25 protein-coding genes are annotated in these 25,911 nt (G+C 62.9%); all 25 read left to right on the forward strand.

Features of this window, described 5'->3' with window-relative positions:
* Positions 1–32: 32 nt before the first annotated feature.
* The 25 genes from trpB (at position 33) to BJN45_RS10010 (ending at position 25,911) form a co-directional block, all read left to right on the forward strand.
* Complete coding sequence (gene trpB / locus BJN45_RS09890; RefSeq protein ID WP_076094726.1) at positions 33–1,238, forward strand: tryptophan synthase subunit beta; 1,206 nt, start codon at positions 33–35, stop codon at positions 1,236–1,238.
* A 1-nt stretch (position 1,239) separates the two neighbouring features.
* Positions 1,240–2,046, forward strand: coding sequence for a tryptophan synthase subunit alpha (trpA, locus tag BJN45_RS09895; protein WP_076094727.1), 807 nt, complete (start codon positions 1,240–1,242; stop codon positions 2,044–2,046).
* A complete protein-coding gene (gene accD, locus BJN45_RS09900) occupies positions 2,043–2,915 on the forward strand; it encodes an acetyl-CoA carboxylase, carboxyltransferase subunit beta (RefSeq protein WP_076094729.1) in 873 nt (290 codons plus the stop codon). The genes trpA and accD overlap by 4 nt, the downstream gene beginning before the upstream one ends.
* Positions 2,912–4,219, forward strand: a complete 1,308-nt coding sequence (folC, locus tag BJN45_RS09905) for a bifunctional tetrahydrofolate synthase/dihydrofolate synthase (protein ID WP_076094731.1) — start codon at positions 2,912–2,914, stop codon at positions 4,217–4,219. The genes accD and folC overlap by 4 nt, the downstream gene beginning before the upstream one ends.
* 3 nt (positions 4,220–4,222) lie before the next feature.
* A complete protein-coding gene (locus BJN45_RS09910) occupies positions 4,223–4,915 on the forward strand; it encodes an SPOR domain-containing protein (protein ID WP_076095257.1) in 693 nt (230 codons plus the stop codon).
* Entirely contained in the window at positions 4,912–5,403 is a 492-nt protein-coding gene (locus BJN45_RS09915; protein ID WP_076094733.1) for a CvpA family protein, read from the forward strand. Before BJN45_RS09910 ends, BJN45_RS09915 begins: the two co-directional genes overlap by 4 nt.
* Positions 5,404–5,418: 15 nt before the next feature.
* Positions 5,419–6,969, forward strand: a complete 1,551-nt coding sequence (purF, locus tag BJN45_RS09920; protein WP_076094735.1) for an amidophosphoribosyltransferase — start codon at positions 5,419–5,421, stop codon at positions 6,967–6,969.
* On the forward strand, positions 6,969–8,150 hold the full coding sequence (locus BJN45_RS09925; protein WP_076094737.1) for an O-succinylhomoserine sulfhydrylase: 1,182 nt from the start codon (positions 6,969–6,971) through the stop codon (positions 8,148–8,150). Before purF ends, BJN45_RS09925 begins: the two co-directional genes overlap by 1 nt.
* 51 nt (positions 8,151–8,201) lie before the next feature.
* Positions 8,202–9,479, forward strand: a complete 1,278-nt coding sequence (locus BJN45_RS09930; protein WP_076094739.1) for a DEAD/DEAH box helicase — start codon at positions 8,202–8,204, stop codon at positions 9,477–9,479.
* 125 nt (positions 9,480–9,604) lie between these two features.
* The gene (locus BJN45_RS09935; RefSeq protein WP_076094741.1) at positions 9,605–11,314 is read left to right on the forward strand and encodes a GspE/PulE family protein; all 1,710 of its coding nucleotides are present in this window, start codon (positions 9,605–9,607) and stop codon (positions 11,312–11,314) included.
* 3 nt (positions 11,315–11,317) lie between these two features.
* Positions 11,318–12,550, forward strand: a complete 1,233-nt coding sequence (locus BJN45_RS09940) for a type II secretion system F family protein (RefSeq protein WP_076094744.1) — start codon at positions 11,318–11,320, stop codon at positions 12,548–12,550.
* 7 nt (positions 12,551–12,557) lie between these two features.
* Positions 12,558–12,980, forward strand: a complete 423-nt coding sequence (locus BJN45_RS09945) for a hypothetical protein (RefSeq protein WP_076094747.1) — start codon at positions 12,558–12,560, stop codon at positions 12,978–12,980.
* Positions 12,981–13,046: 66 nt separating this feature from the next.
* Positions 13,047–13,625 carry a type IV pilin protein gene (locus tag BJN45_RS18170; protein ID WP_076094749.1) on the forward strand — a complete coding sequence of 193 codons (579 nt, stop codon included), beginning with the start codon at positions 13,047–13,049 and terminating at the stop codon, positions 13,623–13,625.
* Between the two features lie 29 nt (positions 13,626–13,654).
* The gene (locus BJN45_RS18175) at positions 13,655–14,059 is read left to right on the forward strand and encodes a pilin (protein WP_076094752.1); all 405 of its coding nucleotides are present in this window, start codon (positions 13,655–13,657) and stop codon (positions 14,057–14,059) included.
* 109 nt (positions 14,060–14,168) lie between these two features.
* Positions 14,169–18,257 carry a DUF6701 domain-containing protein gene (locus BJN45_RS09960; protein ID WP_076094754.1) on the forward strand — a complete coding sequence of 1,363 codons (4,089 nt, stop codon included), beginning with the start codon at positions 14,169–14,171 and terminating at the stop codon, positions 18,255–18,257.
* 9 nt (positions 18,258–18,266) lie between these two features.
* A complete protein-coding gene (locus BJN45_RS09965; protein WP_170873069.1) occupies positions 18,267–18,770 on the forward strand; it encodes a prepilin-type N-terminal cleavage/methylation domain-containing protein in 504 nt (167 codons plus the stop codon).
* Complete coding sequence (locus BJN45_RS09970; RefSeq protein WP_076094756.1) at positions 18,760–19,245, forward strand: type IV pilus modification PilV family protein; 486 nt, start codon at positions 18,760–18,762, stop codon at positions 19,243–19,245. Before BJN45_RS09965 ends, BJN45_RS09970 begins: the two co-directional genes overlap by 11 nt.
* Positions 19,245–20,081 (forward strand): prepilin-type N-terminal cleavage/methylation domain-containing protein, encoded by an 837-nt coding sequence (locus BJN45_RS09975; RefSeq protein ID WP_088179058.1) that lies wholly within the window; start codon positions 19,245–19,247, stop codon positions 20,079–20,081. The genes BJN45_RS09970 and BJN45_RS09975 overlap by 1 nt, the downstream gene beginning before the upstream one ends.
* Positions 20,078–20,521 carry an MSHA biogenesis protein MshP gene (locus BJN45_RS09980; RefSeq protein WP_076094761.1) on the forward strand — a complete coding sequence of 148 codons (444 nt, stop codon included), beginning with the start codon at positions 20,078–20,080 and terminating at the stop codon, positions 20,519–20,521. The genes BJN45_RS09975 and BJN45_RS09980 overlap by 4 nt, the downstream gene beginning before the upstream one ends.
* 247 nt (positions 20,522–20,768) lie before the next feature.
* On the forward strand, positions 20,769–21,614 hold the full coding sequence (locus tag BJN45_RS09985; RefSeq protein ID WP_139326333.1) for an agglutinin biogenesis protein MshI: 846 nt from the start codon (positions 20,769–20,771) through the stop codon (positions 21,612–21,614).
* A gap of 4 nt (positions 21,615–21,618) precedes the next feature.
* On the forward strand, positions 21,619–22,293 hold the full coding sequence (locus BJN45_RS09990) for a hypothetical protein (protein ID WP_076094766.1): 675 nt from the start codon (positions 21,619–21,621) through the stop codon (positions 22,291–22,293).
* A complete protein-coding gene (gspM, locus tag BJN45_RS09995; protein WP_083651188.1) occupies positions 22,290–22,970 on the forward strand; it encodes a type II secretion system protein GspM in 681 nt (226 codons plus the stop codon). Before BJN45_RS09990 ends, gspM begins: the two co-directional genes overlap by 4 nt.
* The gene (locus BJN45_RS10000) at positions 22,967–23,326 is read left to right on the forward strand and encodes a hypothetical protein (RefSeq protein WP_076094770.1); all 360 of its coding nucleotides are present in this window, start codon (positions 22,967–22,969) and stop codon (positions 23,324–23,326) included. Before gspM ends, BJN45_RS10000 begins: the two co-directional genes overlap by 4 nt.
* Positions 23,323–25,065 carry a pilus (MSHA type) biogenesis protein MshL gene (mshL, locus tag BJN45_RS10005; RefSeq protein ID WP_076094772.1) on the forward strand — a complete coding sequence of 581 codons (1,743 nt, stop codon included), beginning with the start codon at positions 23,323–23,325 and terminating at the stop codon, positions 25,063–25,065. Before BJN45_RS10000 ends, mshL begins: the two co-directional genes overlap by 4 nt.
* A gap of 18 nt (positions 25,066–25,083) precedes the next feature.
* Positions 25,084–25,911, forward strand: coding sequence for an ExeA family protein (locus BJN45_RS10010; protein ID WP_076094775.1), 828 nt, complete (start codon positions 25,084–25,086; stop codon positions 25,909–25,911).

A 25,911-nucleotide genomic window follows, 5' to 3' on the forward strand; every position in this document is an offset into this window, starting at 1 on the left:
TTCCCGTTCACCCATTTTCCAGGAGTTTCGCCATGTCCCAATCGCATTACAATTTTCCCGACGCCAGCGGTCATTTCGGTCCCTATGGCGGCGTCTTTGTCGCCGAAACGCTGTTCGGCGCGCTTGACGAACTGAAGGCTGCCTATGCTGCCGCCCAGGCCGATCCGGCCTTCCGTGCCGAGTACGAATACGAGCTCAAGCATTTTGTCGGCCGGCCGTCGCCGATCTACCACGCCAAGCGCTGGTCCGAGATGCTCGGCGGGGCCCAGATCTATCTGAAGCGCGAAGACCTGAATCACACCGGCGCGCACAAGGTGAACAACTGCATCGGCCAGGCCATGCTTGCCCGCCGCATGGGCAAGCCGCGGGTCATCGCCGAAACCGGCGCCGGCCAGCACGGTGTCGCCACGGCGACCGTTGCCGCCCGCTACGGCATGGAGTGCGTTGTTTACATGGGTAGCGAGGACGTCAAGCGTCAGGCAGCCAATGTCTATCGGATGAAGCTGTTGGGGGCGACTGTGGTGCCGGTCGAATCCGGCTCGAAGACGCTGAAGGATGCGCTCAACGAAGCGATGCGTGACTGGGTCACCAACATCCACAACACCTTCTACATCATCGGCACGGTTGCCGGCCCGCACCCGTACCCGATGCTGGTCCGCGACTTCCAGAAGATCATCGGTGAGGAATGCCTGGAGCAGATGCCGGAAATGACCGGGCGCCAGCCGGATGCGGTGATCGCCTGTGTTGGCGGTGGCTCCAACGCGATGGGCATCTTTTACCCGTACATCAACGTCGACGGCGTGCGCCTGATCGGTGTCGAAGCCGCCGGCGACGGCATGGAAACCGGCCGCCATTCGGCGTCGCTGACCGCCGGTGTGCCCGGCGTGCTGCACGGCAACCGCACCTACCTGCTGCAGGACGAAGACGGTCAGATCATAGAAACCCATTCGGTGTCGGCCGGTCTCGACTATCCCGGCGTCGGCCCGGAACACGCCTGGCTGAAGGATATCGGCCGCGCCGAATACCAGCCGGTGACCGACAGCGAAGCGCTGGAGGCTTTTCACACGCTGTGTCGCATCGAAGGCATCATTCCGGCGCTGGAATCCAGTCACGCGCTGGCCTATGCCGCCAAACTGGCGCCGACGCTGGCCAAGGACAAGATTCTGCTGGTCAACCTCTCCGGTCGGGGTGACAAGGACATGCACACCGTGGCCGAAAAATCCGGGATCGTATTCTAAAATGTCGCGCATAAAGACCGCTTTTGACCGGCTAAACACCGAAGGCCGCAAGGCGCTGATTCCCTTCATCACGGCGGGTGATCCTGATGCCGAACTGACGCTGCCGCTGATGCACGCGCTGGTCGAGGCCGGTGCCGACGTGATCGAACTCGGCGTGCCTTTTTCCGACCCGATGGCCGATGGACCGACCATCCAGCGCGCTTCCGAGCGTGCCCTGGCCAGGGGCATGAGCCTGCGCAAGGTGCTGCAACTGGTCAGCGCCTTCCGCACCGAGGACGACCGGACGCCGGTCGTGCTGATGGGCTACGCTAACCCGATCGAAGCCATGGGGCTCGAGCGCTTTGCCGAGAAGGCAGCGCAATCGGGCGTCGACGGTGTGCTGGTCGTCGATTACCCGCCGGAAGAAGCGGAAAACTTCGGTGCCGCGATGAAGGCGAACGGCATGGATCCGATTTTCCTGATCGCACCGACGTCGACCGCAGAACGCATCGCTCAGGTCGCAAAGATTGCCAGCGGCTATGTCTATTACGTGTCGCTGGCCGGGGTTACCGGTTCCGGCGCACTCAACGTCGAGGCGGTCGCCGAGCGTCTGCCGGCGATCCGCGAGAAGACCGGCCTGCCGGTCGGTGTCGGCTTCGGCATCCGCGATGCGGCCACTGCCGCGCGCATCGCTGCCTTTGCCGACGCCGTCGTCGTCGGCAGCCGGATTATTGAAGAAATCGAGAAGTCGACCGCAGAAACCGCTTGTGCCAACGTCAAGGCGTTGGTCGCGGACATTCGTCGCGGTGTGGATGAGGTGAAGAAATGAGCTGGCTGACCAAACTGCTACCCCCGAAAATCAAGCGTGAACAAGGCGCCCAGCAGCGCCGCGGCAACCTGCCGGAAGGCCTGTGGAGCAAATGCCCGGCCTGCGAAGCGGTGCTTTACGCAACCGACCTGGCGAGCAACCTGCAGGTCTGCCCGAAGTGCGGCCATCATCACCGGATCAATGCCCGCCAGCGTATCGACGTGCTGCTCGATCCGGAAGGCCGTTTCGAGATCGGCGCCGAGGTGCTGCCGGTCGATAGCCTGAAATTCAAGGATTCCAAGAAATATCCGGATCGTCTGATGGAAGCCAACCGCGACACCGGCGAGAGCGATTCGCTGGTGGTCATGCAGGGGGCCATCAATACGATTCCCGTCGTTGCCGCTGCCTTCGAGTTCGACTTCATGGGCGGTTCGATGGGTTCGGTGCTCGGCGAGCGCTTCGTCCGCGGGGTCAATGCCGCGCTCGAACAGAATTCGCCGTTCATCTGCATCACCGCTTCCGGCGGTGCGCGCATGCAGGAAGGCCTGTTCTCGCTGATGCAGATGGCCAAGACGACGGCGGCGCTGACCAAGCTGTCACAGGCTGGCCTGCCGTTCATCTCGATCCTGACCGACCCGACCATGGGTGGCGTTTCGGCCTCGTTCGCCTTCGTCGGCGACGTCGTCATCGCCGAACCGAACGCGCTGATCGGCTTTGCCGGCCCGCGCGTCATCGAACAGACGGTGCGCGAGAAGCTGCCGGAAGGTTTCCAGCGTGCCGAGTTCCTGCTCGACAAGGGCGCCATCGACATGATCGTCGATCGTCGCGAAATGCGTGATCAGGTCGCGCGGACGCTGGCGTTGCTGCTCAACCAGCCGGCCGCCGCTTGAAGACTCTCGCCGACTGGCTGGCACATCTCGAAGGCCTGCATCCGAAGGGGCAGGCTGGCATCGAGCTGGGCCTGGAGCGCATCCGCCAGGTCAAGGCGGCGCTCGGCCAGATTCAGCACTGCCCGGTGATCGTCGTCGGCGGCACCAACGGCAAGGGCTCGACCTGCGCCTACCTCGAGAACATCATCGACCGCGCCGGCTACAAGGTCGGCTGTTACACCTCGCCGCACATCCTCGCCTACAACGAGCGCGTCCGTCTGAACGGCGTGCCGGTCGACGATGCGGCGCTGTGCGCGGCTTTCGCCAAAGTCGAGGCAGCGCGGCTGGCAACTGGTGTAGCGCTGACCTATTTTGAATTCGGTACGCTCGCTGCCTGGGAAGTCTTTGCTGCTGCCGGTGTCGAGGCGGCGGTACTCGAAGTCGGTCTCGGTGGGCGTCTTGATGCGGTCAACGCCTATGAACCGGATGTTTCCATCGTCACCACGGTGGCGCTCGACCATACCGACTGGCTGGGACCGGATCGCGAATCCATCGGCTTCGAGAAGGCCGGCATCTTCCGCGGCGGCAAACCGGCGCTGTGCGCCGACCCGCAGCCGCCGCAGCGCCTGCTCGACCATGCCGCGACAATCGGCGCCGACCTGCGCCTGATCGGTCGCGACTTCGGTTTCGAGCGCCCTGGTGCCGAAGCTGCTGAAAACCGGTTGCAGTGGCGCTGGTGGTGTCGCAGCGGTGACCAGTTGATCCGCCGCTCACTGGCCTATCCCGGCCTGCGCGGACCGACGCAGCTGCTCAATGCGGCGGTTGCGCTGGCCGCGCTGGATGCCATTGCCGACAAGCTGCCGGTGACCATGCAGGCGATCCGTCCCGGCCTGATCGAAACCGAACTGAGTGGCCGTTTCCAGGTCGTTCCGGGCAAGCCGGCGATCGTCCTCGATGTCGGCCACAATCCGCAGGCGGTCAAGGTATTGGCCGACAACCTGTCGAACATGGGCTTTTTCGACCGCACGTACGCTGTCGTCGGCATGCTCTCGGACAAGGATATTGCCGGGGCGCTGGCGCCGCTCAGGGGCCGCGTCGATTACTGGTATCTGGCCACCCTGTCAGGTCCGCGCGGCACCCCGGCCGAAACCCTGGCCGGGATCGTCCGGGCGTCCGGGCTGGGTGGCGAGATTCTTTGTCACGACACACCAGCAGCGGCGATGCAGGCGGCGCGGGGTCGGGCCGGGGAAAGTGATAGAATTCTGGCCTTCGGATCGTTCTACACGGTGGCCGGCGCGCTCGAAGTGCTTGGCAGGAAAGCCTGATTGATGGAAGACAACGACGCTCAGCTGCAACTCAAGAAACGCGCCCGCCGCCGCCTGGTCGGTGCCGTCTTCTTCGTCTCGCTTGTCGCCCTGGTGCTGCCGATGCTGATGGACCACGATCCGCGCCCGCCGGTGCAGGATGTCGAAATCCGCATTCCCGGCCAGGACGAGAAATCTTTCGCCCCGGCCATGGTCGCCGTGCCGCAGGAAAGCGCACCGGAAAAAGCCCCGGTAGCGCCGCCGCCGGTGCCGCAAAAGCCTGTTGAGCCGCCGCCGGTTGTCGAAAAGCCGGTGATCAAGGCGCCGGAAAAAACTGCAGAAAAGGTGCCGGAGAAAGCTCCGGAAAAACCGGCGAAGCCGGTCGAGAAAAAACCGGAGCCGGCCAAGCCTGTTGTCAGTGATGAAGCCAGACGGGCAGCGGCGATCCTGGCCGGCCAGTCGGCAACGCCGCCTGCGGCGACCGGTGGGGCGCACGTGATCCTGATCGGCGCCTTCTCCAATGAGGCGAACGTCGTCAATCTGCGCAAGAAACTGGGCGAGCAGGGGATCAAGACTTTCACCGAGCCGCTGGCTTCGCCGCAGGGTACGAAAACGCGGGTGCGGGCCGGCCCCTTCCCCAGCCGTGAAGCGGCCGACAAGGCACTCGACAAGATGAAGCGCATCGGGGTTTCCGGTGTGGTCACGCCGAAACCATGACGCTGTTCGATTACATTGCCGTCACCATTGTCGTGCTGTCTCTCGGATTTGGGTTGTGGCGCGGCATGGTCAGCGAGATCATTGCACTGGTCGCCTGGGGACTGGGCATCTTTGCCGCCTTCGAATTTGGCGCCGAAGTCGGCGCCATGCTGCCCTTCGGCATCGAGGACCCGACGGTGCGTGCGCTGATCGGCTGCACGCTGGTGTTTGTCGGTGTGCTCGTCGTCATGGCGCTCATCCGCATCCTCATCCTCAAGGCCGTCAAGGCGCTCGGGCTGTCAGTCTCAGATCGGGTGCTCGGCATGTTCTTCGGACTGGCGCGCGGCCTGCTGGTGACGCTGCTGCTGGTCGCCCTGGGCGGCATGACCGCGGCGCCGACGCAGCCCTGGTGGCGCGGCGCGACGCTGGCGCCGCCGCTTGAAACAGCCGTGCTGGCGATGAAGCCGATATTGCCGCACGATTTGGCCAAACGAATTCGATTCAGTTAGTCAGGAAAAAACACTATGTGCGGGATTCTCGGAGTCTTGGCGACCACGCCGGTCAACCAGTTGCTTTACGATGGCCTGATGGTGCTGCAGCACCGCGGCCAGGATGCGGCGGGCATTGCCACGGCGGAAGGCAACACCTTTCACCTGCACAAGGGGCCGGGGCTGGTGCGCGATGTTTTCCGCACGCGCAACATGCGTGCGCTGCCGGGCAACTGCGGTATCGGCCACGTCCGCTACCCGACTGCCGGCTCGGCCTACAATTTTGCCGAGGCTCAGCCCTTCTACGTCAATTCGCCGTTCGGCATCGTGCTCGGTCACAACGGCAACCTGACCAACGCCGAGCAGTTGAAGGGCGAGATGTTCCGCATGGATCGCCGGCACATCAATACCAATTCCGATTCCGAAGTCCTGCTCAACGTGCTGGCGCATGAACTGCAATCGGCTGCCCATGGTTACGAGCTGGACGTCGACAGCATTTTCCAGGCGGTCGCCGGCGTTCATCGCCGCTGTCGTGGCGCTTATGCCGTGGTTGCCATCATCGCCGGTTACGGCCTGCTGGCTTTCCGCGACCCGCACGGTATCCGGCCGTTGATCTACGGCCAGAACGAGACACCGGAAGGCACCGAGTACCTGGTGGCCTCCGAATCGGTGGCGCTCGACACGCTGGGTTTCCAGGTGGTGCGCGACATCGAGCCGGGCGAGGCGGTGTTCATCGACCTCAACCATCAATTGCACAGCCGTCAGTGCGCGCAGCAGCCGATGTACGCGCCGTGCATCTTCGAATACGTCTATCTTGCCCGGCCGGACACCGTCATCGATCGCGTGCCGGTGTACGAGGCACGGCTGGCGATGGGCGAGCTGCTGGCGGAAAAGGTCAGGAAGACGATTCCGGTCGACGAAATCGATGTGGTCATTCCCATTCCGGACTCCAGCCGTCCGTCGGCGATGCAGCTGGCGCACGTGCTGAACATTCCGTTCCGCGAAGGCTTCGTCAAGAATCGCTATGTCGGCCGCACCTTCATCATGCCCGGTCAGGCAATGCGCAAGAAGTCGGTGCGCCAGAAGCTGAACACCGTCGGCCAGGAATTCAAGGGCAAGCGGGTGCTGCTGGTCGATGATTCGATCGTCCGCGGTACGACCAGCCACGAGATTGTCGAGATGGCGCGGGCGGCCGGTGCGACCAAGGTGTATTTCGCCTCGGCGGCGCCGCCGGTGCGTTTCCCCAACGTCTACGGCATTGACATGCCGACGCGCGCCGAGCTGATCGCCACCGGCCGCACCGATGCCCAGATCGCCGCCGAAATCGGCGCCGACGCGCTGGTCTACCAGGATATTGAGGCGCTCAAGGAGTCGATCACCCGTCTGCGCAGCGACCTGACGGTATTCGATGCCTCCTGTTTCGACGGCTGCTACATCACCGGCGATATCGACGATTACTACCTCGACGCGGTTGAAGGCAAGCGCAGCGGCAAGCCGGCGAAAAACGACGACAAGAACGACGACGCCGACGACGGGCGCGCATCGCAGCAGATGGTGCTCGGTCTGGCCAATGGTGAACAGGACTGATGGCGGATCATTCAAACTACCGTCCGGAGACGCTGGCGGTTCGCGCCGGCCAGGAACGCAGCCAGTTCGGCGAGCATTCCGAGGCTCTGTACCTGACTTCCAGCTTCGTCTTCGGCAGCGCGGCGCAGGCCGCCAAGCGTTTTTCCGGCGAGGAGGAAGGCAACGTTTACGCCCGCTTCTCGAATCCGACCGTGACCATGTTCGAGGAACGCCTCGCCGCGCTTGAAGGCGCCGAGGATTGCGTGGCCACGGCCAGCGGCATGGCGGCGATCATGGCGCTGTGTCTGGCGCACCTGAAGCAGGGCGACCACATCGTCGCCTCGAACAGCCTGTTCGGCGCCACCGTGCAGCTGTTCAACAACATCCTGTCGCGCACCGGCATCACCACGACCTTCGTCTCACACACCGATCCGGCGGCCTGGGAAGCGGCGATCCGGCCGGAGACGAAGCTGTTCTTCCTCGAAACGCCGTCGAATCCGCTGACCGAAATTGCCGATATCCGGGCGTTGACCGCAATCGCCCATGCCCGCGGCATCCTGGTCGCCGTCGACAACTGTTTCTGCACGCCGATCCTGCAGCAGCCGCTGGCAATGGGCGCCGATCTCGTCGTCCATTCGGCGACCAAGTACATCGACGGCCAGGGCCGCGTGCTCGGTGGCGCTGTCTGCGGTCCGAAGAAACTGACCGAGGAAGTTTTCAAATACCTGCGCACCGCCGGGCCGACCTTGTCGGCCTTCAATGCCTGGGTGTTGCTGAAGGGCCTGGAAACCCTGAAGATCCGCATCGAGGCGCAGGCGTCCAGTGCCCTGCGTCTGGCGACCTGGCTGGAAAGCCATCCCAAGGTCGCGCGCGTGTTCTATCCCGGCCTGGCGTCGCATCCGCAGCACGCACTGGCCCAAACCCAGCAGAAATCCGGCGGCGCCATCGTCTCCTTCGAAGTCAAGGGCGCGCGCGAGCAGGCCTGGGCTGTTGTCGATCACTGCCAGCTGCTGTCCATCACCGCCAATCTCGGCGACACCAAGACCACCATCACCCATCCCGCCTCGACCACGCACGGCCGCATTTCCCCGGAAGCCCGGGCCGCAGCCGGCATCAGCGAAGGCCTGCTGCGCATTGCGGTCGGCCTGGAAGCGGTCGAAGACCTGCAAGCCGACCTCGAACGCGGCTTTTCCCTCATCTGATTATTGTGCGGATACCCGGCTGCGGCCGGGCGTTTGCCTTTGGAGTTTTCCATGCATTTTTCCGAACTCGGCCTCAAGGCCGAAATCCAGCGTGCCGTCGCCGAACAGGGCTACGACACGCCGACGCCGATCCAGCAGCAGGCGATTCCTGCCGTGCTCGCCGGCCATGACCTGATGGCTTCGGCCCAGACCGGCACCGGCAAGACTGCCGGCTTCACGCTGCCCATCCTGCACCTGCTCGCCTCCGGCCCGAACGACCGCCTGGCGCGCGTCGCCAAGACGCCGCGCGTGCTGGTGCTGACGCCGACCCGCGAACTGGCGATCCAGGTCGAGGAAAGCGTCCGTACTTACGGCAAGCACCTGCCGATCAACTCGCTGGCGGTATTCGGCGGCGTCGGCATCAATCCGCAGATCGCCAACCTGCGTCGCGGCATCGACATCCTGGTGGCGACGCCGGGGCGTTTGCTCGACCATGTGCAGCAGCGTACGGTCGACCTGTCGGCGATCGAGATTTTCGTCCTCGACGAAGCCGACCGCATGCTCGACATGGGCTTCATCCGCGACATCCGCAAGATCATCGCGCTGCTGCCGAAGCAGCGCCAGAACCTGATGTTCTCCGCTACCTTCTCGCCGGAAATCCGCGAGCTGGCCGGCGGCCTGCTGCATCAGCCGGTGTCGGTCGATGTCGCGCCGCGCAACACCGCGGCCGAGACGGTGACGCAGAAAGTCATCGAGACCGACCGCGAAAAGAAGAAGGAACTGCTCTGTCACCTGTTCCAGACGCGCGGCTGGCACCAGGTGCTGGTCTTCGCCCGGACCAAGCACGGTGCCGACGCACTGGCGCGTACGCTGGACAAGGCCGGCATCAAGTCCGCAGCGATCCACGGCGACAAGTCGCAGGGCGCCCGTACCCGTGCGCTGACCGATTTCAAGGACGGCAAGCTGGTCGCCCTGGTGGCGACCGACATTGCCGCCCGCGGCATCGATATCGATGCGCTGCCCTACGTGATCAACTACGAATTGCCCAACATGCCCGAAGACTACGTCCACCGCATCGGCCGTACCGGCCGTGCCGGCATGGAAGGCGAGGCGATTTCTCTGGTCTGCCACGACGAACGGCCGCAGTTGAAGGACATCGAGAAGCTGATCAAGCGCACGCTGGAGCGTGTCGTCATCGAAGGTTTCGAGCAGTCGGCGCATGCCATACCGCGGCCGGCGCAACCGCCGCGTGGCCCGCGCAAGCCGCAAGCAGGGCGGGCGCCGGCGGCAAAAACGGCACAAAAACCGGGTGGACCGCAACAACACCGCAGCGGCAGCCGCCACCGCTGAGTCATTTCTGCGACAAGGGGCATGGCCGGGTGACTTGTGACCTCGGCTAAAAGCGTCTAAGGTTCGGACTATTGCTGTAAGTTCATGGCCTTGTGAGGCTTTCTTGAGCCGTTTTGGAGGTTGGGATGCCCCCCCCGCAAAAAATCCGTCTGGGTGACCTGCTGATCGAGCAGGGGCTGTTGACCGCGGAGCAGTTGAAGATTGCGCTCGATGAGCAAAAACGCACCGGGCGCAAGCTCGGGCGGGTTTTTGTCGAGAGCGGCTACGTGACCGAGGAAGGCATTTCCCAGGCACTGGCAAGACAGTTGCGCATTCCCTTCATCGACCTGCGTAATTTCGATACCAAGCCGGACCTGGTCAGGCTGCTGCCGGAATCGCCTGCCCGGCGTTTCCGCGCGCTGGTTCTCGACCGCACGCCGGACGGCCGCCTGCTCATCGGCATGTCGGATCCGACCGATCTGCAAGCCTATGACGAAATCAGCCGGGTCGTCCGCAGTGACATCGAACAGGCGGTTGTTACCGAGAGCCAGTTGCTGGCCCTGATCGAGCGTGTTTATCACCGCGGCGAACAGATTACCGGGCTGGCCAAGGAGTTGACCGCAGAACTTGGCGATACGCCTGTCGAGTTCGGCGACCTGCTCGGGCTGACGCCAGGCGCCGAAGATGCGCCGGTCGTCAAGCTGCTGCAAACCGTGTTCGAGGAAGCCATGCGCTTGCGCGCTTCCGACATTCACTTCGAACCGCAGGAAAAACTGCTGCGCATCCGCTTCCGGATCGACGGCGTCCTGCACATCCAGACCGAGGCTGACGGCAAGGTCTCGTCGGCAGTGGCGCTGCGCCTGAAGCTGATGTCCGGGCTCGATATTTCCGAAAAACGCCTGCCGCAGGATGGGCGTTTCAACATCAAGGTCCGGGCCAATCCGGTTGACGTGCGGATTTCGACGCTGCCGACCCAGTACGGCGAATCCATCGTGATGCGTCTGCTCAGCCAGAACAACGGTCTGCTCGGGCTGGACAAGATGCACATGCCACCGCACATGCTCGATCGTTTCCGGCATGCGCTGAAACGACCCAGTGGCATGGTGCTGGTCACCGGTCCGACCGGTTCCGGCAAGACGACGACGCTGTACGCAGCACTCAATGAGCTGAACAATCCGGAAAAGAAGCTGATCACCGTCGAGGATCCGGTCGAATACCGCTTGCCTGGCCTGAATCAGGTGCAGGTTCACGAAAAGATCGACCTGTCCTTCTCGCGAGTCCTGCGTACCGTGCTGCGTCAGGATCCGGATATCGTGCTGATCGGCGAAATGCGCGACCAGGAGACGGCGGAAATCGGCATGCGTGCCGCCATGACCGGCCACCTGGTGCTGTCCACGCTGCACACCAATGATGCGATTTCGACACCGATCCGGCTGCTCGACATGGGCGTGCCGCGCTACATGGTGGCCCTGTCGGTACACATGATCGTTGCCCAGCGACTGGTCCGGGTGATCTGTCATAACTGTTCGGAGGCGTACTCGCTGACGCCGAGCGAACGGGAATGGTTGCGCTACGAACTCGGCGAGACCGTGGATCAGCAGAACTACCGCCATGGCCGTGGCTGTTCGCATTGTGCCAACACCGGTTACCAGGGGCGTAGCGGCGTCTATGAATTCCTCGAAATGAGCGATGCCCTGGTCGAGGCGATGAACCACGACGATCCCGCCGAATTCATGCGTGTCGCGCGGGCGCAGATGGCTGGCCAGACATTGCGCAGCGACGCCGTTCGCCTGGTGCTCAGTGGCAAGACGACCGTTGCCGAGGCGATGCGCATCAGCAACCAGTTCGAGGAATAAGCGGTGTCCCATTTTGCCTACCGTGGGCGCGATGGCAGCGGCAAGCTGATCGAAGGCGTGCTCGAAGGCGTCTCCTCCGGCGCGGTTGCCGACATCCTGCTGGGGCGCGGCATCACGCCGGTATCGATCCGGGAGACCAAGGCGCAGTCGGCAGGCAAGGGCGGCGCCGGAACTGAAATCAAGTTGTTTGCACCGCGGGTGCAGCATGTCGACATCCTGCTGTTCTCGCGGCAACTGCACACGCTGCTCAAGGCCGGCGTACCGATCATGCGTGCGCTTGCGGGGCTGCAGGAGTCGGCCACCAATCCGGCGATGAAGGAAGTCATCCGCGACGTCCGCGAAAGCCTGGAGGGCGGGCGCGAATTGTCGGTATCGCTGGCGCGTCATCCCAAGGTGTTTGGCCCCTTCTATATTTCCATGGTCCGGGTCGGCGAAGCCACCGGCATGCTCGACGAGATATTCCTGCGGCTTTTCGAGCATCTGGAATTCGATCGCTTCATGCGCGAGCAGGTGAAGTCGGCACTGCGCTATCCGATGTTCGTGGTTCTGGCCATGGCGGCCGCCATCGTCGTCGTCAACATTTTCGTCATTCCGGCCTTTGCCAAGGTTTTTGCCGGCTTCGGCGCCGAACTGCCGTTGATGACCCGGGCGCTGCTGGCCTTTTCCAATTTCATGGTCAGTTGGTGGCCGCTGATGCTGCTCGGCGCGATTGCCGCGATATTCGCGTTTCGTGCTTGGGTCGCCACGCCGGCCGGGCGCATGCAATGGGAGGCCATTGCGCTGCGCATCCCGATTGCCGGGAAGATCGTGCGCAAGGCAGCCATGGCCCGCTTTGCCCGCAGCTTCGCCTTGGGAACCCGCAGCGGCGTGCCGCTGATGCAGGCGCTGAGCAATTCGGCCCAGACGGTCGACAACAGTTTCATCGCCAGCAAGATCGAGGGTATGCGCGACACTGTCGAACGCGGCGAAAGCGTCCTGCGTGCGGCCATCGCCTCCGGCTTCTTTTCCCCGGTCGTGCTGCAGATGGTGGCTGTCGGCGAGGAGTCCGGTGCGCTCGACGACATGATGGAAGAAGTCGGCCAGATGTACCAGCGTGAAGTCGAATACGAACTGAAGACCCTGGGCCAGCAGATCGAGCCCATCCTCATCGTCTGTCTCGGGGCCATGGTGCTGGTGCTGGCACTGGGTATCTTCCTGCCGATGTGGGACCTGGGCAAGGTAGCCGTGAAGAAATGAGCTAGTCATGCGCCGCCAGTTCGAGTTCGCCATCGTCGTCATGGTTGTCGCCGTCCTGGCGCTGCTCGTCATGCAGGCACTCGAACGCGTCCGTACGCAGATGGAGGAAGCCGGGGTCCAGACGGAGGCAGCGGCGATCCGGGCGCAGTTGATGGAAGTCGTTGCCCATCGCGAGGTTTTTGGCGGCCAGTTGCCGGCCAGCGAAAATCCGTTCGACTGGGTACGCGGACGGCCGGCGAACTACATTGGTGCGGTCGACCGGGTGCCAACGCAGGAATCTGTCTGGTATTACGACAGTGTCAGCAAGGAACTGGTTTATCGTTTTCGCAACGGCGAACTGGCTCGTTTCCGCTTGAGCCGGATGGCCGGAGACAGCGGGGTTCGTGGCGTGATCGGCGGGGTCGGTCTGCTCCGTCTGGATAATCCGTGATCATGCAACTTGATATGAGGCGCATCTATGACTAAAGTAACAACTCCTTCGCTCGCAAGCCCCACCATGATCCGTGCAAACGATCTTTCGGCCCGTCGTCATTTTCAGACCGGTTTCACCCTGATTGAACTGATCGTCGTCGTGATCATTCTCGGCATTCTCGCTGCCGTTGCCTTGCCGCGTTTCATCGATCTCCAGCGCGATGCCCGCATCGCCAAGCTGCAAGCTGCCCGAGGCAGCGTTTCCGCCGCCTCGGCGCTGGTCCATGCAGCCGTCCTGTCGCGTTCCGGTGTCGCCGACCCGGCCGCCTGTCCGGGCGGTGGTGGCACGGCCAGCAACAGCACAGCGGCGACCGGTACCGTGTGTACGGAAAACGGTCTGATCAACATGGTTTTCGGCTATCCGGCGGTTACCGACTTTGGTGGCAATCCGGGGATTCTTTCGATGGCCGGCCTGACCGGGATCTTCAATCCCAGCCAGGCGCAGCTTGAAGCGGAAGGCTATACCTACAGCCAGGGGGGCGGTGTCGCCCGTTTCGGCGTGGTCGGCGCGACCGATGCAAATACTTGTTTCTTCACCTACACCCAGCCTGCGGCCGCCAATTCGGCAGCCGTCATCAGCGGCCTGACGGTGTCCGGGTGCTGATTGTCAATTTTCCAAGGGAGCTAAAAGCAATGAAAACGATGCAAAAGGGTTTCACCCTGATCGAACTGGTGGTGGTGATCGTGATTCTGGGGATACTGGCAGCGACCGCCCTGCCCAAGTTCGTTGACTTGAGTACCGAGGCATCGACGTCCGCCGCAGCAGGCATCGCCGGTGGCATTTCCTCTGCCGCAGCATTGAACTACGCGGCGCGCAAGGCCAACTCGGCCAAGGGCGTTGCGTATCGCTCCGCGACGCCGTGTGAAGATGATGCGATCAATACCATCATGCAGACGCCATTGCCGACTAGCGGCTACACCTTTGCGCCAGCGACGGCCGGTAGCTCCTGCGCTACCGGTGATGGAACCACCGTCACCTGCACTGTTACGCCAACCACTGGAACTGCCGCCACGGCTACCGTGATTTGTGTTCCGTAGGCATCGCAGCCAGTCAGTCTGCAGCCAGAGGCGAGCCGGCAACTGCCGCCTCGCCTCTGCTGTTTTTGCGGCTGCGTGGCGATGACCACTTGTTGAACGGTGCTCCTGAATGAAGAAAGCCTCCCTGTTCCCCTCCATTACCTTGTCGCTGCAGACCCGCTTCGCTCTCATTCTCGGCTTGCTGTTCATGTCGCTGTCCCAGCCACAGGCCGGGACGGTAACGCTGACGGCCAATGGAAACTGGACGGCGCCGGCCTGGGTGACTTCGGCGACGGTCGAAGCCTGGGGCGGCGGTGGTGCGGGTGGTGGCGCGAGGGGTAATCCGGCCAAGGGCGGCGGCGGTGCCGGCGGGCAATATGCGCGCAAGGTTGTTGCCGTGGCGCCGAATGCTACCTATGCGGTTGTTGTCGGTGCCGGCGGTAGCGGCAGCACGGGTGCCGGTGGAACTGGTGGCGACTCGACCTTTGCCAGCAATGTCGTGGTGGCGAAGGGCGGTGCTGGTGGTGCTGACGCCGCCACGAATAGTTCCGGGGGCGCGGGCGGGCAAGGTTCTGTGGCGGGCGCGGTTGGCGATGTAGTGTTTGCCGGCGGCGATGGTTCCTCTGGTACGACCGCCAGTGGCGCGGCCGGGGGGGCTGGCGGCGGCGGTGCCGGCAGCACCGGGACGGGGGGCAATGCCAGTGGCAATACGGCGGGCAGTGGTACTGCTACCGGCGGTGGGACTGGTGGCGCCGGGCTGAGCTCCCGGAACACTGGCAATCCCGGCAGTACCTACGGTGGTGGCGGAGGGGCGGGCTATGCCACAAACGGTACTGACCAATCGGGGGGGGCTGGCGCAGCCGGCCGGGTCGTCATTACCTGGGAAGACTTGCCGACGGTGCTTTCCATCAACCGTGCCAACGCCAATCCGGCCACGGCAAATGCCAGTGTTTCGTGGACCGTGACTTTCAGCGCCAGCGTCACCGGGGTCGACAGCAACGATTTTGCGCTGGTGGAAAGCGGCGGCACCACCGGCAGCAGCATTGTCTCGGTGAGCGGGGCGGGCGCGAGCTGGACGGTTACCGCCAATACCGGGGCAGTCAACGCCGGGACGCTTGGCCTGAACCTGCTCGACAACGACACGATCGCCACTGCCAGTGGGCTGGTACTGGGCGGGGTTGGGGCCGGTAATGGCAATTTCATCGGTCAGACCTATTCGATCCTGCCGCCGGTACCCCGGCTGGGCAAGGTAGCCAGTACCGCAGCGGCGGTGGTGGGCGATGTGCTGACCTTCGCCGTATCCGCCGAAAATACCTACAGCATCGACCTGACCGATGTCGTGCTGACCGATGTGTTGCCAGCCGGCATGAGTTACGTGACGCATGTACTGACGCACGGCGCGCTGGTCGTTAGCGGGCAAACGCTGACCTGGACGATCCCGACCCTACCGGCCGGTGTCAAGGCGCAGATGACGCTGGCGGTGTCGTTGTCACAGGCAGGTTCGCTGACCAATACGGTGACGTCGCCCGGGGCAACATCGGCCAGTGCCATGGTGCGGGTGTTGTCGAGTGCGGTGACGCATTTCCGGCTTGATGAGCCGACCGGTAGCTGGGGCGGTGTTGCCGGCGAGGTCATCGATAGCGGTGGTACTGCGTTGCACGGGCGGCGCCTGACAACCTCGTCGCCAACCACGACCAATGCCATCGAGCCCAATCCGACCATTGCTTCCCAGCATGCGGCGGTGGTCGGGGATTTCTGCAACGCCGGGAGCTTCGATGGCCGGGCCGTGGTCGAAGTCGCCGACAGTCCGAACTTCGATTACACCACCCAGTTGTCGGCAACGGCCTGGGTCTATCCGACAGCGTATCCCAGCGAGCTTTCGTCGATCCTGTCCAACGATACCAATTACGAATTCCACCTCGATCCGAATGGCAAGCTGTACTGGTGGTGGGGGGCTTCGAGTTTCCGTTCGGCAACCACGGTGCCGTTGAACCAGTGGTCGCATATCGCCATCACCTTCAACTCTGTCGCCGGCGCGCGCCGGCAACGTATCTACATCAACGGCGTGCTGGATGCCAATACCAACAACTGGCAGGGAACGCTGCAGGCCAACAATTGCAACTTCTACATTGGCGGTGACGTGGCAACGGGAAGCTGTGCGCTGATTTCCGGGCGAAATTTCCGTGGCCGGATTGACGAGGTCAAGCTCTATAACTACGAACTGGACAATGCCGAGGTTGAGGCCGACATGACCCTGGGGCGGCAGTGTTCCGGTTCATTCGATCACATCCGGATCGAACATGATGCGGTGGCTTCGGTGTGTGCGCCCGAGCAGGTGACGGTCAAGGCCTGTCTGGATTCGGCCTGTTCGATGCTGTATCCGGGCTCGGTCACGGTACGTCTTTCGCCAAGTGGCTGGGTTGGCGGTGATACCTTCACGTTCAGCGGCGGGATCACCAGTCGCAAGCTGAGCCAGGCCAGTGCAGGTAACGTGACGCTGGGTGTCGCCAGTTCGACGCCTTCGGCGAGCAATCCGGGGCGTTGTTTCAACGGCGGGACGGAGAGCTGCGCAGTGAATTTTGCCGCCAATTCCTGCGCTTTCGATGCCGTGGAAAGCGGCAAAGCGCCACAGAACCCGATTTTCACCAAGCTCGCCGGAGTCGCCTTCAATCTGGATGTGCTGGCCTTGAACAGTCCGACCACCGTCAATTCAACCTACACCGGCACGGTCGCCGTCGATCTCGTCGATGCTTCAGCTTCCGCCTGTCCGACGGGCAGCGCTCTGACTTCGGCGGGCAACATCACTTTTGTTTCGGGTAACAGTGGTCGCAAGAGCGTCTCCTTCAATTACCCCAACGCCGCCGCCAACGTGAAGGTCCGGATGCGGGTGGGCAGCGCTGCGCCGGCCTGTTCTTCCGACAACTTCGCCATCCGGCCGCAGCAGTTTGCCGTCAGCTCGACGATGAGCAATACCGGATTGACCGGCACGCCGGTGGCGGTAGCCGGCTCGCCATTCGATCTGACGGCCGCCGCCGGGGTCGCCGGCGGCTATGCGGGTACGCCGTTGCTGCAAGCCGCCAAGGTCAATGATCACAATGGTGACGACATCTCTGCCGCGCTGAACGGCGTTTTCGGCAGTGGCGACGGAACAAAGGCGGTTGGCAATGCGTTCCGCTATCAGGATGTGGGGAACATCCAGCTGGAGGCGGATGCTGTGGTGGATAGCAGCTTTACTGCGGTCGACCAGCCGAATGAGTGCATTTCCGGCAGTACCTCGAATGACCTGAGTGCGGGCAAGTACGGTTGCAACATCGGCAGTACGGCGACTGGCAAGCTGGGACGCTGGCGTCCCAGCCACTTCTCGTTTGCCGGCACGCTGACTCCGGGTTGCAGCAGTGGCTTCACCTATATGGGAGACGATCATCTCGGCGTCGCCCTGGCGGTCAAGGCGCATGCGCAGGGCGCCGGCGCCGCCGGTGCCGGCGACCCGGTCACCCGGCGCTACAAGGCTGGTATCGGGGGCTTGCCGAACAGCGTGCTGGCCGATGTGACGATCAGCGGTGACAGCGGCGGGGTTGCGGTTTCCACCACTAAACTGAAGACGCCTGACTTCCCCGCGATGCCGGATGACAGCCTGTGGTCCGAAGGCATCTTCACGATCAACGATACCTACAGCTTCGAGCGTGCTGCCGTACCGGCTGCGGGTGACTACTACCCGGCTTTCCGCTTCAAGGCGGCGCTGGCCGATCCTGACGGTGCCAGCCTGATTGAGCCTAAGGAAAGCGGCAGCACGCGGATACTGCACGGTCGACTTCGGCTGTCCAACGTTTTCGGGGCGAAGCTCGGCATGCTCGAAATGCCGGTGCAGGCGCAGTACTGGACCGGCAACTCCTGGTTGCTGAACGGTCTGGACAACTGCACGTCGGTTCCTTACAGCGCCATTCACATTTCCGATACCACCACCGCGACTGCTGCGAATGCACCGCTGACGATGGTTGCCGGCAAATCGGTGATCAAGCTGACGCCGAGTAAACTGGGCAGCGTCGATGTCGGTCTCAATCTTTCCGGATGCACTCCGGCGCTGGCCGGCGGCACCGGTGCAGACCTGCCCTGGCTGCGCAGCGGCACGACCGGACTGGTCTGTCCGACGGCACGGGCGACATTTGGTATTTACGAAGCCGAGAAGAAAAAGGCCGTGCATGTGCGGGAACTGTTCTGACGTATGCCGATGATCTTGCCTCGTGCCTTTTCCGTGCTGCGCAGACAGGCTGGTTTCACGCTGGTGGAGCTGGTCGTGGTGATGGTTTTGCTGGGTATCCTGGCGGTGGTTGTCCTGCCGCGCCTGGCAAGCACCAATGCGTTCGGAGACGCTGCCTTTCATGCGGAAGTCGTCGCAGGCCTGCGTTATGCGCAGAAATCGGCAGTGAGCCATCGCCGTCTGGTCTGCGCCGAACTGACGGCGACAACACTGACATTGCGCATTGCTGCCAGCAATCCGGCAGCCGCTTGCGGGGCAGCGCTGTTGCGGGCGCTGGACGGTGCCGAGGCTTTTGCCAGTACAACCCGGGCCAGCATGGCGCTGGCTGCGGGCAATTTGCCGCTTACCCTGCATTTTCAGCCGGACGGCCGGATAAGCAGCGATGTCGCAGGTACGGCGGTGTGGACGGGAACGCTTGTGATTGACGACATGCCAGGCATCTCCATCGCGGGGGCGACAGGCTATGTCAAGTAAGCAAGCTCAGTCCGGCATGACCCTGGTTGAATTGATCGTCGCCATCGTCATCATTTCGGTCGGCCTTGCCGGCGTGCTGGCGGTTTTTCAGACCGTGGTCAGAGGCAGTGCCGATCCCCTGGTGAGCAAGCAGATGCTGGCCATCGCCGAAGGCATGATGGAGGAAATCACCCTGAAGCCGTATGCCGGCAGCGCCGTCGTGCCAGCGGGTTGCGCGCGCGCCGGGTTTGCCGATGTGGACGATTACAACGGATACAGCAGTACCGGCGTCTGCGATCTGGACGGCGGGGCTGTTGCCGGCCTGGCGGGCTATAACGTGGCAGTGGCGGTGACAGAAACGGGCTTGAACGGGGTGGCGCAGGCCAAGCGGATCAGCGTCACGGTGACTCGGGGAACGGAAACCCTTAATCTGGTCAGCTGGCGGACGGACTGGGCATGTACCGCCAGGAATGCTGCCGGGGAGTGTCTGGATTGATGAACGAACAGCGTGGTTTCAGCCTCGTGGAACTGATCGTGGTCATCGTGCTGACCGGTGTCATCGGTGGTTCCATCATGATTTTCTTCAAGCCGACGATAGATGCTTATTTCGATGCGCAGCGTCGTGCCGAACTGACCGATCTTGCCGATACCGCGCTGCAGCGCATCAGTCGCGATGTGCGCTCGGCGGTGCCCAATTCGATCCGTACCGTGGGCAGTGCCTGTTTCGAATTCCTGCCCACCAGCACCGGCGGCCGTTACCGCATGGGGGCGGATATCGTCTCGGCGGTTGCCGATCAGCCGCTGGAGATTACTCAGCCTGTCAGTGCGTTCGATGTCCTCTCGCCGTTATCCGTGCAACCCGCAGTCGGAGACTGGGTCGTGATCGGCAACCAGAATACCGGCGATGTCTATGCCGGAGACACGCGTGCGCAGATCACGGCAAGCGCGGGAGGCAACGCAGTCCGCGAAGCGTCGCTGGAAATCGTGGCGCATCAGTTCCCGCCCGGCTACGACGGCGGACGTTTCGTGGTTGTACCCGACAATGGCGGGGCGCCTGCCGTCGTCTATGTCTGCAGTGGTGTCGGGGTCGATGCCGCCGGTAACGGCACCGGTTCGCTGCGCCGGGTGAGACGCGCTTTCAATGGAACGCTGGCCGCCTGTCCGGCGGGCGGGGATGTGCTGGCGACGCGGGTGAGTGCCTGCAACTTCATTTACGATCCCAATCTTGGCGCCACCCAGCAGAGCGGCTTCGTCTGGCTGCAGCTCGAGCTGCAGGAGGCGAGCGAACGCGTTTCCATGGCCTACGGCGCCCATGTGAGCAACGTCCCATGAGACATCGGCAACAGGGTTTTGGCGCCATCATGGCCATTGTCGTGCTGGTCATCCTGGCCGGGCTGGCGGCCGCGATGCTGCGCTTTGGCACGGTCCAGCAACTGACATCGGCCCAGGATGTCCAGTCAGCAAGGGCATGGGCAGCCGCCAAGGCGGGAACTGAATGGGGCCTGTTCCAGGCGCTGAGAAACACCTGGTGCGACGCCGCCAGCCCAAGCCAGACGCTGGATCTGACTGAGGCAACCGGCTTCCGGGTGACGGTCCGATGCTCATCCAGCGCATTCAACGAGGGCGAGAGCGCGCCCGGCGTGGCTACCGTGGTGCGGGTGTACACCATCGATGCCGTGGCATGCAATGCCGCCGTTGCTTGCCCGGATGATGCTGCGGCAACTTCGCCGGGCTATGTCGAGCGCAGACGCCAGGTTATTGCAACAAATTGATCAGGCCTGCCTGTCATTTTTGAGCGATCGGATTTATTCGGCATAACCCGTTGGTTTATTTGCTGTGTCTTCCTGGTTTTTTATCAATCCTGAATTTCTGGTTAAGTAAAAAACCATTGAAAAATAGATGCTTACCCGATATCCTTCGAAAAACACTTTAGATATGTGTGCAATGTGGACAAAGTTTGGGGCTAAGTATTCAGCGGGTTGGGGGGCGGTCGTCCGGCAGGGCGGGCGCCTCGACCTCGTGCACGCCACTGCATTGTCCGGCCAGCGCCCTGTTGTTCACGCCTTCGATTCCTTCCGCATCGAAACCGATGAAGAGAATGTGCTGAGCCGTCTGGCGGCAGCGCGCAACATGAAACGCCTGCGCTGCGTCACTTTGCTGGATGAGGGCGAGTACAGCCTGGTGCAGCTGGACGCCGCCGCCGTGCCTGCCGAAGAGCGCGTCGAGGCCATGCGCTGGCGGCTGAAGGATGTGGTCGATTTTGCGGTCGACGATGCTGCGCTGGCAATTATCGATATTCCCGGCGACGGCGTCCGTCAGCCGGGCATCTTTGCCGTGGCGGCCAAGGCGGCCGTGATCGGTGCGCGCATGGCGGCTTTCCGTAAGGCCCATGTGCCGCTTGAAGCCATCGACATTCCGGAACTGGCCATCCGCAACGTGGCCTGCCTGTTTGAGGAAGCCAACCGCGGTCTCGCCTTTCTTGCGCTGACCGAAACGGGGTGCATGCTGGTGATCAGTTTCCGTGGCGAACTGATCCTCGCCCGGCGCATCGACCTGACATCCACAACCGTCGCCGGTGCCGATGTGGAGCGGCGGCAGCAATTGCTGGAAAGACTGGCCCTGGAGTTGCAGCGGACGCTGGACAACTTCGATCGCCAGTACGGTTACGTTTCGATTTCGCGACTGGTCGTGGCCAGTGAGCACGATGCCGAGGGGCTGGTTGCAGCCCTGGCGCAGAGTCTTTACCTGCCGGTGCTGGCCATGGACCTGGCCGAGGTCGCGGACTTCCCCGATCTGCCCGAGTTGCGCAGCGTCGAGCGGCAAGCCCAGGGGCTGGCGGCACTGGGCGCGGCATTCAGGACATGAGCCGATGAGCCAGCAGATCAACCTGATCCTGCCCGAACTGCGGCCACGTTTCGACTGGCTGGGTTTTCCCGTCGTCGTGATTGCCTCACTGCTGGCGCTGTTGCTCGTGGCCTGCGTGTTCTCCTGGCAACAACTGCAAGTCGCGCGCTTGCAGGCCGAGGAAGTTGCCATCAAGGGGCAACTGGGCAGTTTGCAGGTGCAACTGCAGGCCCTCGGGCAGGCGATTGGCGCACGGCGGGGTGATCCGAAGCTCCCCGAGGCGATTGCCGAGCAGCGTACCGGCAACGCCGAGCGGAAGAATGTGCTCGATCTGCTGGTCAAGGGCGCAGCAGGAAATGAATCGGGTTATGTCGGGGCATTCCAGGGCTTTTCCCGGCAAACGCTGGACGGCCTCTGGCTGACCGGTTTTGCGCTGGCCAGCGATGGCTTTGAAATTCACGGTGCGCTGCTCGAGCCGTCGCTGCTCCCCCGTTACATCGACAGGCTCAACAAGGAACCGGCTTTTGCCGGCCGCCGTTTTGCGGCGCTGGACATGACCGGGGTTGATCCGGCCAAGCCAGCCCTGCCGGTCGCGGGGGCGCAACCAGTGGTTGCCGCTACCGCCACGGGAGCGCCGCAGCGTCATACCCTGTTCGTGCTGCGCAGCAGTCTGCAAAAATCCGGGGAGGCCGCACAATGAGCGCGCTATCCAGGTCATGGCAGCAAATGGGCAGCCGCTACGCGGCACTGAGCCGGCGTGAGCGAGTCCTGGTGGCCGTGGCCTTGCTGCTCGGCCCGTTGCTGATCGCCAATTCGCTGTTGCTCGATCCGCTTGCTGCGCGCCAGAAAAGCCTGCAGTCGTCGGTTGCCGCGCAGCGGACGATGCTTGCCGAAATGCAGGGGCAGGTCACGTTGCTGCAACAACAATTGCAGGTCGATCCGGATGCTCCGGGGCGTACCGAACTGAAAACCCTGCAGGCAGAGCGCGTTTATCTCGACGATCAGATCAGGCAGATCGGTGGCTCGTTCGTCCGGCCGGACGAAATGAACGGATTGCTGGAAAGCCTGTTGTCACGCCAGCCTGGCTTGCGTCTGGTCAGCCTGAAGACCCTGGTGCCGCAAAGCCTCCGCCCGCAAGTCGATGGCGATGCGGCAGTTGAGGCCAAGGCCCCCGGCTTTGATCTGTTCCGCCATGGTGTCGAGATCCGCATCGAAGGCAGTTATGACGATCTGCAGGCTTATCTGGCGCATCTCGAAAAATTGAACGCAAAGGTGCTCTGGGGCGGCCTGAAGTACCAGGTGCTTGCCTATCCCAAGGCAGAAATGACGCTGACCCTGTATACCCTGAGCACGGACAGTGCGTGGTTGAGCCTATGAAAATGCTCTTCTGCTCCCTGGTGATGCTGGCCGGCCTGGCTCAGGCCGCCGATCCGACGCGGCCACCGGAGGCCTGGCTGAATGCGCAGCCGGGGGACGGTGCGGCCGAGGTCGATCATTCACGTCTGCAATCGATACTGCGGCCGAAAAATGGCCGTCCGGTCGCCATCATCGGCGGCAGGACGGTGCTTCTCGGGCAGCGTTACGGGGACGCGACACTGGTCAGGGTCAATGAGACCGACGTGCTGCTGCAAGGCGCGGATGGCGTTACGCGCCTTTATCTGACGCCCCAGGTCGATAAACGGATGGTTAAAAACGGGTCCGGCAAACCCGGCAAAAAGAAGGATGCGCCATGAGCAATAACTGGATTGTCGTCTTGTCCTGCGTGACGCTCGCCGCGTGTAGCGGAAGTGAAGTGGTGCGGCGTGGCGATACCTTTGATTCGATCAGCCAGGAAGTTGCTGCCGCGGCCGCCAGTAACCGGGCGACGACGGCGGCGCAGAGCGCGGCCGTGGCCCAGGCCATGCTGCCGCCGCTGCAGCCGGAGTCGTTGCCGGCCGCCAGGGTCGAGCCGCGTTTCGATCTGGCCGTCAGCAATGCGCCGGTGACCCAGGTGTTGACGGCACTGGTTGCGGGAACGCCCTACAGCATGCTGTTTCCGCCGGAAGTCAGCGGCAGTGTCAGTCTCAACCTGAAAAGCGTGACCGTGCGTGAGGCGCTGGATACCCTGCGCGACGTCTATGGCTATGACTACCGTATCCAGGGCAAACGTATCGTGGTTCAGCCGAATACCGTGCAGACCAGGATCTTTCGCATCAATTACCTGGCCAACCGCCGCCAAGGGATGAGCGAGATGCGCGTGACCGGCAGTTCGCCGACAACGTCGGGGGGCACGACCACCACCGGTTCGACGCAGCAATCGGCGACGTCGGGAACGAACGGCAACACGAACTCTGGCCAGAGCGACAACGATAGTGCCCGCGTACGCACGACATCGGACTACGATTTCTGGAAGGACATCGAGCGCTCGCTGTCCTCCATTGTCGGCAAGGAGGACGGGCGCAGCGTGATCGTCAATTCGGGCTCCGGGGTCGTGCTGGTCAAGGCGCCGCCAAACGAACTGCGTTCGGTCGAGGAATACCTCAAGGCGACGCAACTGGTGGTCGAGCGTCAGGTGATGCTGGAAGCGAAGATCATCGAGGTTTCCCTCAGCGATTCGTATCAGAGCGGGATCAACTGGAGCAAGTTTGGCGGCGTCGCCAATCGCTTTGCCTTCGGTGTCATGTCGCCGGGCAGCAGCCTGTCGGGCTCTGCCGCACTGCTGGCGTCGGCCACCGGCATAACCGAAGGTTCGACGGTAACGGCCCAACCGGGTGCCAATGGTGCCCTCGGAACTTCCTCGTCGGGGCGTGGCTTCTTTGGCCTGGCCTTCCAGTCCGGTGATTTTGCGGCGCTCATCTCCTTCCTGGAAGGGCAGGGCGATGTCCAGGTGCTGTCCAGTCCGCGCATCGCCACAACCAACAACCAGAAGGCCGTTCTCAAGGTCGGCAGCGACGATTACTTCGTCACCGGCATCAGTACCAATACCACGACCAGTGCAGCCGGCAATGTCGTCACGCCGAACATCACGCTGCAGCCGTTCTTTTCCGGCATCGCACTGGACGTGACGCCGCAGATTGACGATGCGGGCAACATCATCCTGCACGTTCATCCATCGGTGAGCGTGGTCGAGGAAAAGACCAAGAACGTCAATCTGGGCGATCTTGGCACCTTCACGTTGCCGCTGGCGTCCAGCAGCATCAATGAAACCGACAGCGTCGTCCGCGTTTCCGACGGCAGCATCGTTGCCATTGGCGGCCTGATGAGCCAGGAACAGGCGTCGAGCCGCTACGGCCTGCCCGGGATCAGCGCGACTCCCGGTATCGGTACCCTGTTCGGACAAAAGGCCCGGGCGCACCGGAAGCGCGAGTTGATCATCCTGATGCGGTCGACGGTGATTCACGATGAAAATTCATGGCGCGAAGTGGCGGCCGAGAGCCAGACCCGCATGCAGGGTCTGGATCCGCGCACGCAGCGACGCCTGGAGTGGCAGTAAACGGATGGAAAGCGTGCGGTGTATCTCGACCATTTCGGCTTGAATGAACTGCCGTTCGGCATCACACCAGACACGGCTTTCACCGTTCTGACACGTGGTCATCAGGAAGCGCTGAATACCTTGCTGGTCGCCCTGGGTAGCGGCGAGGGCTTCATCAAGATCACCGGCGAGGTCGGCAGCGGCAAGAGCCTGCTCTGCCGGCGCCTGCTGCAATCCCTGCAGGGCGATGTCGTTTCCGCCTATCTGCCCAATCCCTATCTTGCGCCGCGTACGCTGTTCCTGGCACTGGCCGAGGAACTAGGCCTGAGCATCGCCAGCAGCGACGACGACTATCATGTGCTGAAGCAGCTGAATACCGGCCTGCTCGATTTTGCCGCCGCCGGCTATCAGGTCGTCGTTTGCATCGACGAAGCCCAGGCGATGCCGCTGGAAACGCTCGAGTCGCTGCGTCTGCTCTCCAATCTGGAGACCGAGAAGCGCAAGCTGCTGCAGATTGTCCTGTTCGGCCAGCCTGAACTTGACCGCAAGCTTGCCGAGCCGTCGGTACGTCAGTTGCGTCAGCGCATTGCCTTCCACTACGAGCTTCCCGGGCTGGGCCATGAGGAAGTTGCGACGTATCTGGTGCATCGCCTGCGCGTGGCCGGTTACCGTGGCGAAGGGATCTTCGGCAAGCGTGCGGTGCGTTGCCTGCACCGTGCCAGTCGCGGTACCCCGAGGCTGCTCAACATTCTCGCCCACAAGTCGTTGCTGGCGACGTTTGGCGATGGCCGGCATCTGGTCAGGGCGAGTCACGTCCGGCGTGCTGCCGCCGATACCGAGGGCGCATCGGCGCCGGGATGGTGGTGA

It is taken from the genome of Azonexus hydrophilus, assembly GCF_001956855.1.
Taxonomy (GTDB): domain Bacteria; phylum Pseudomonadota; class Gammaproteobacteria; order Burkholderiales; family Rhodocyclaceae; genus Azonexus; species Azonexus hydrophilus_A.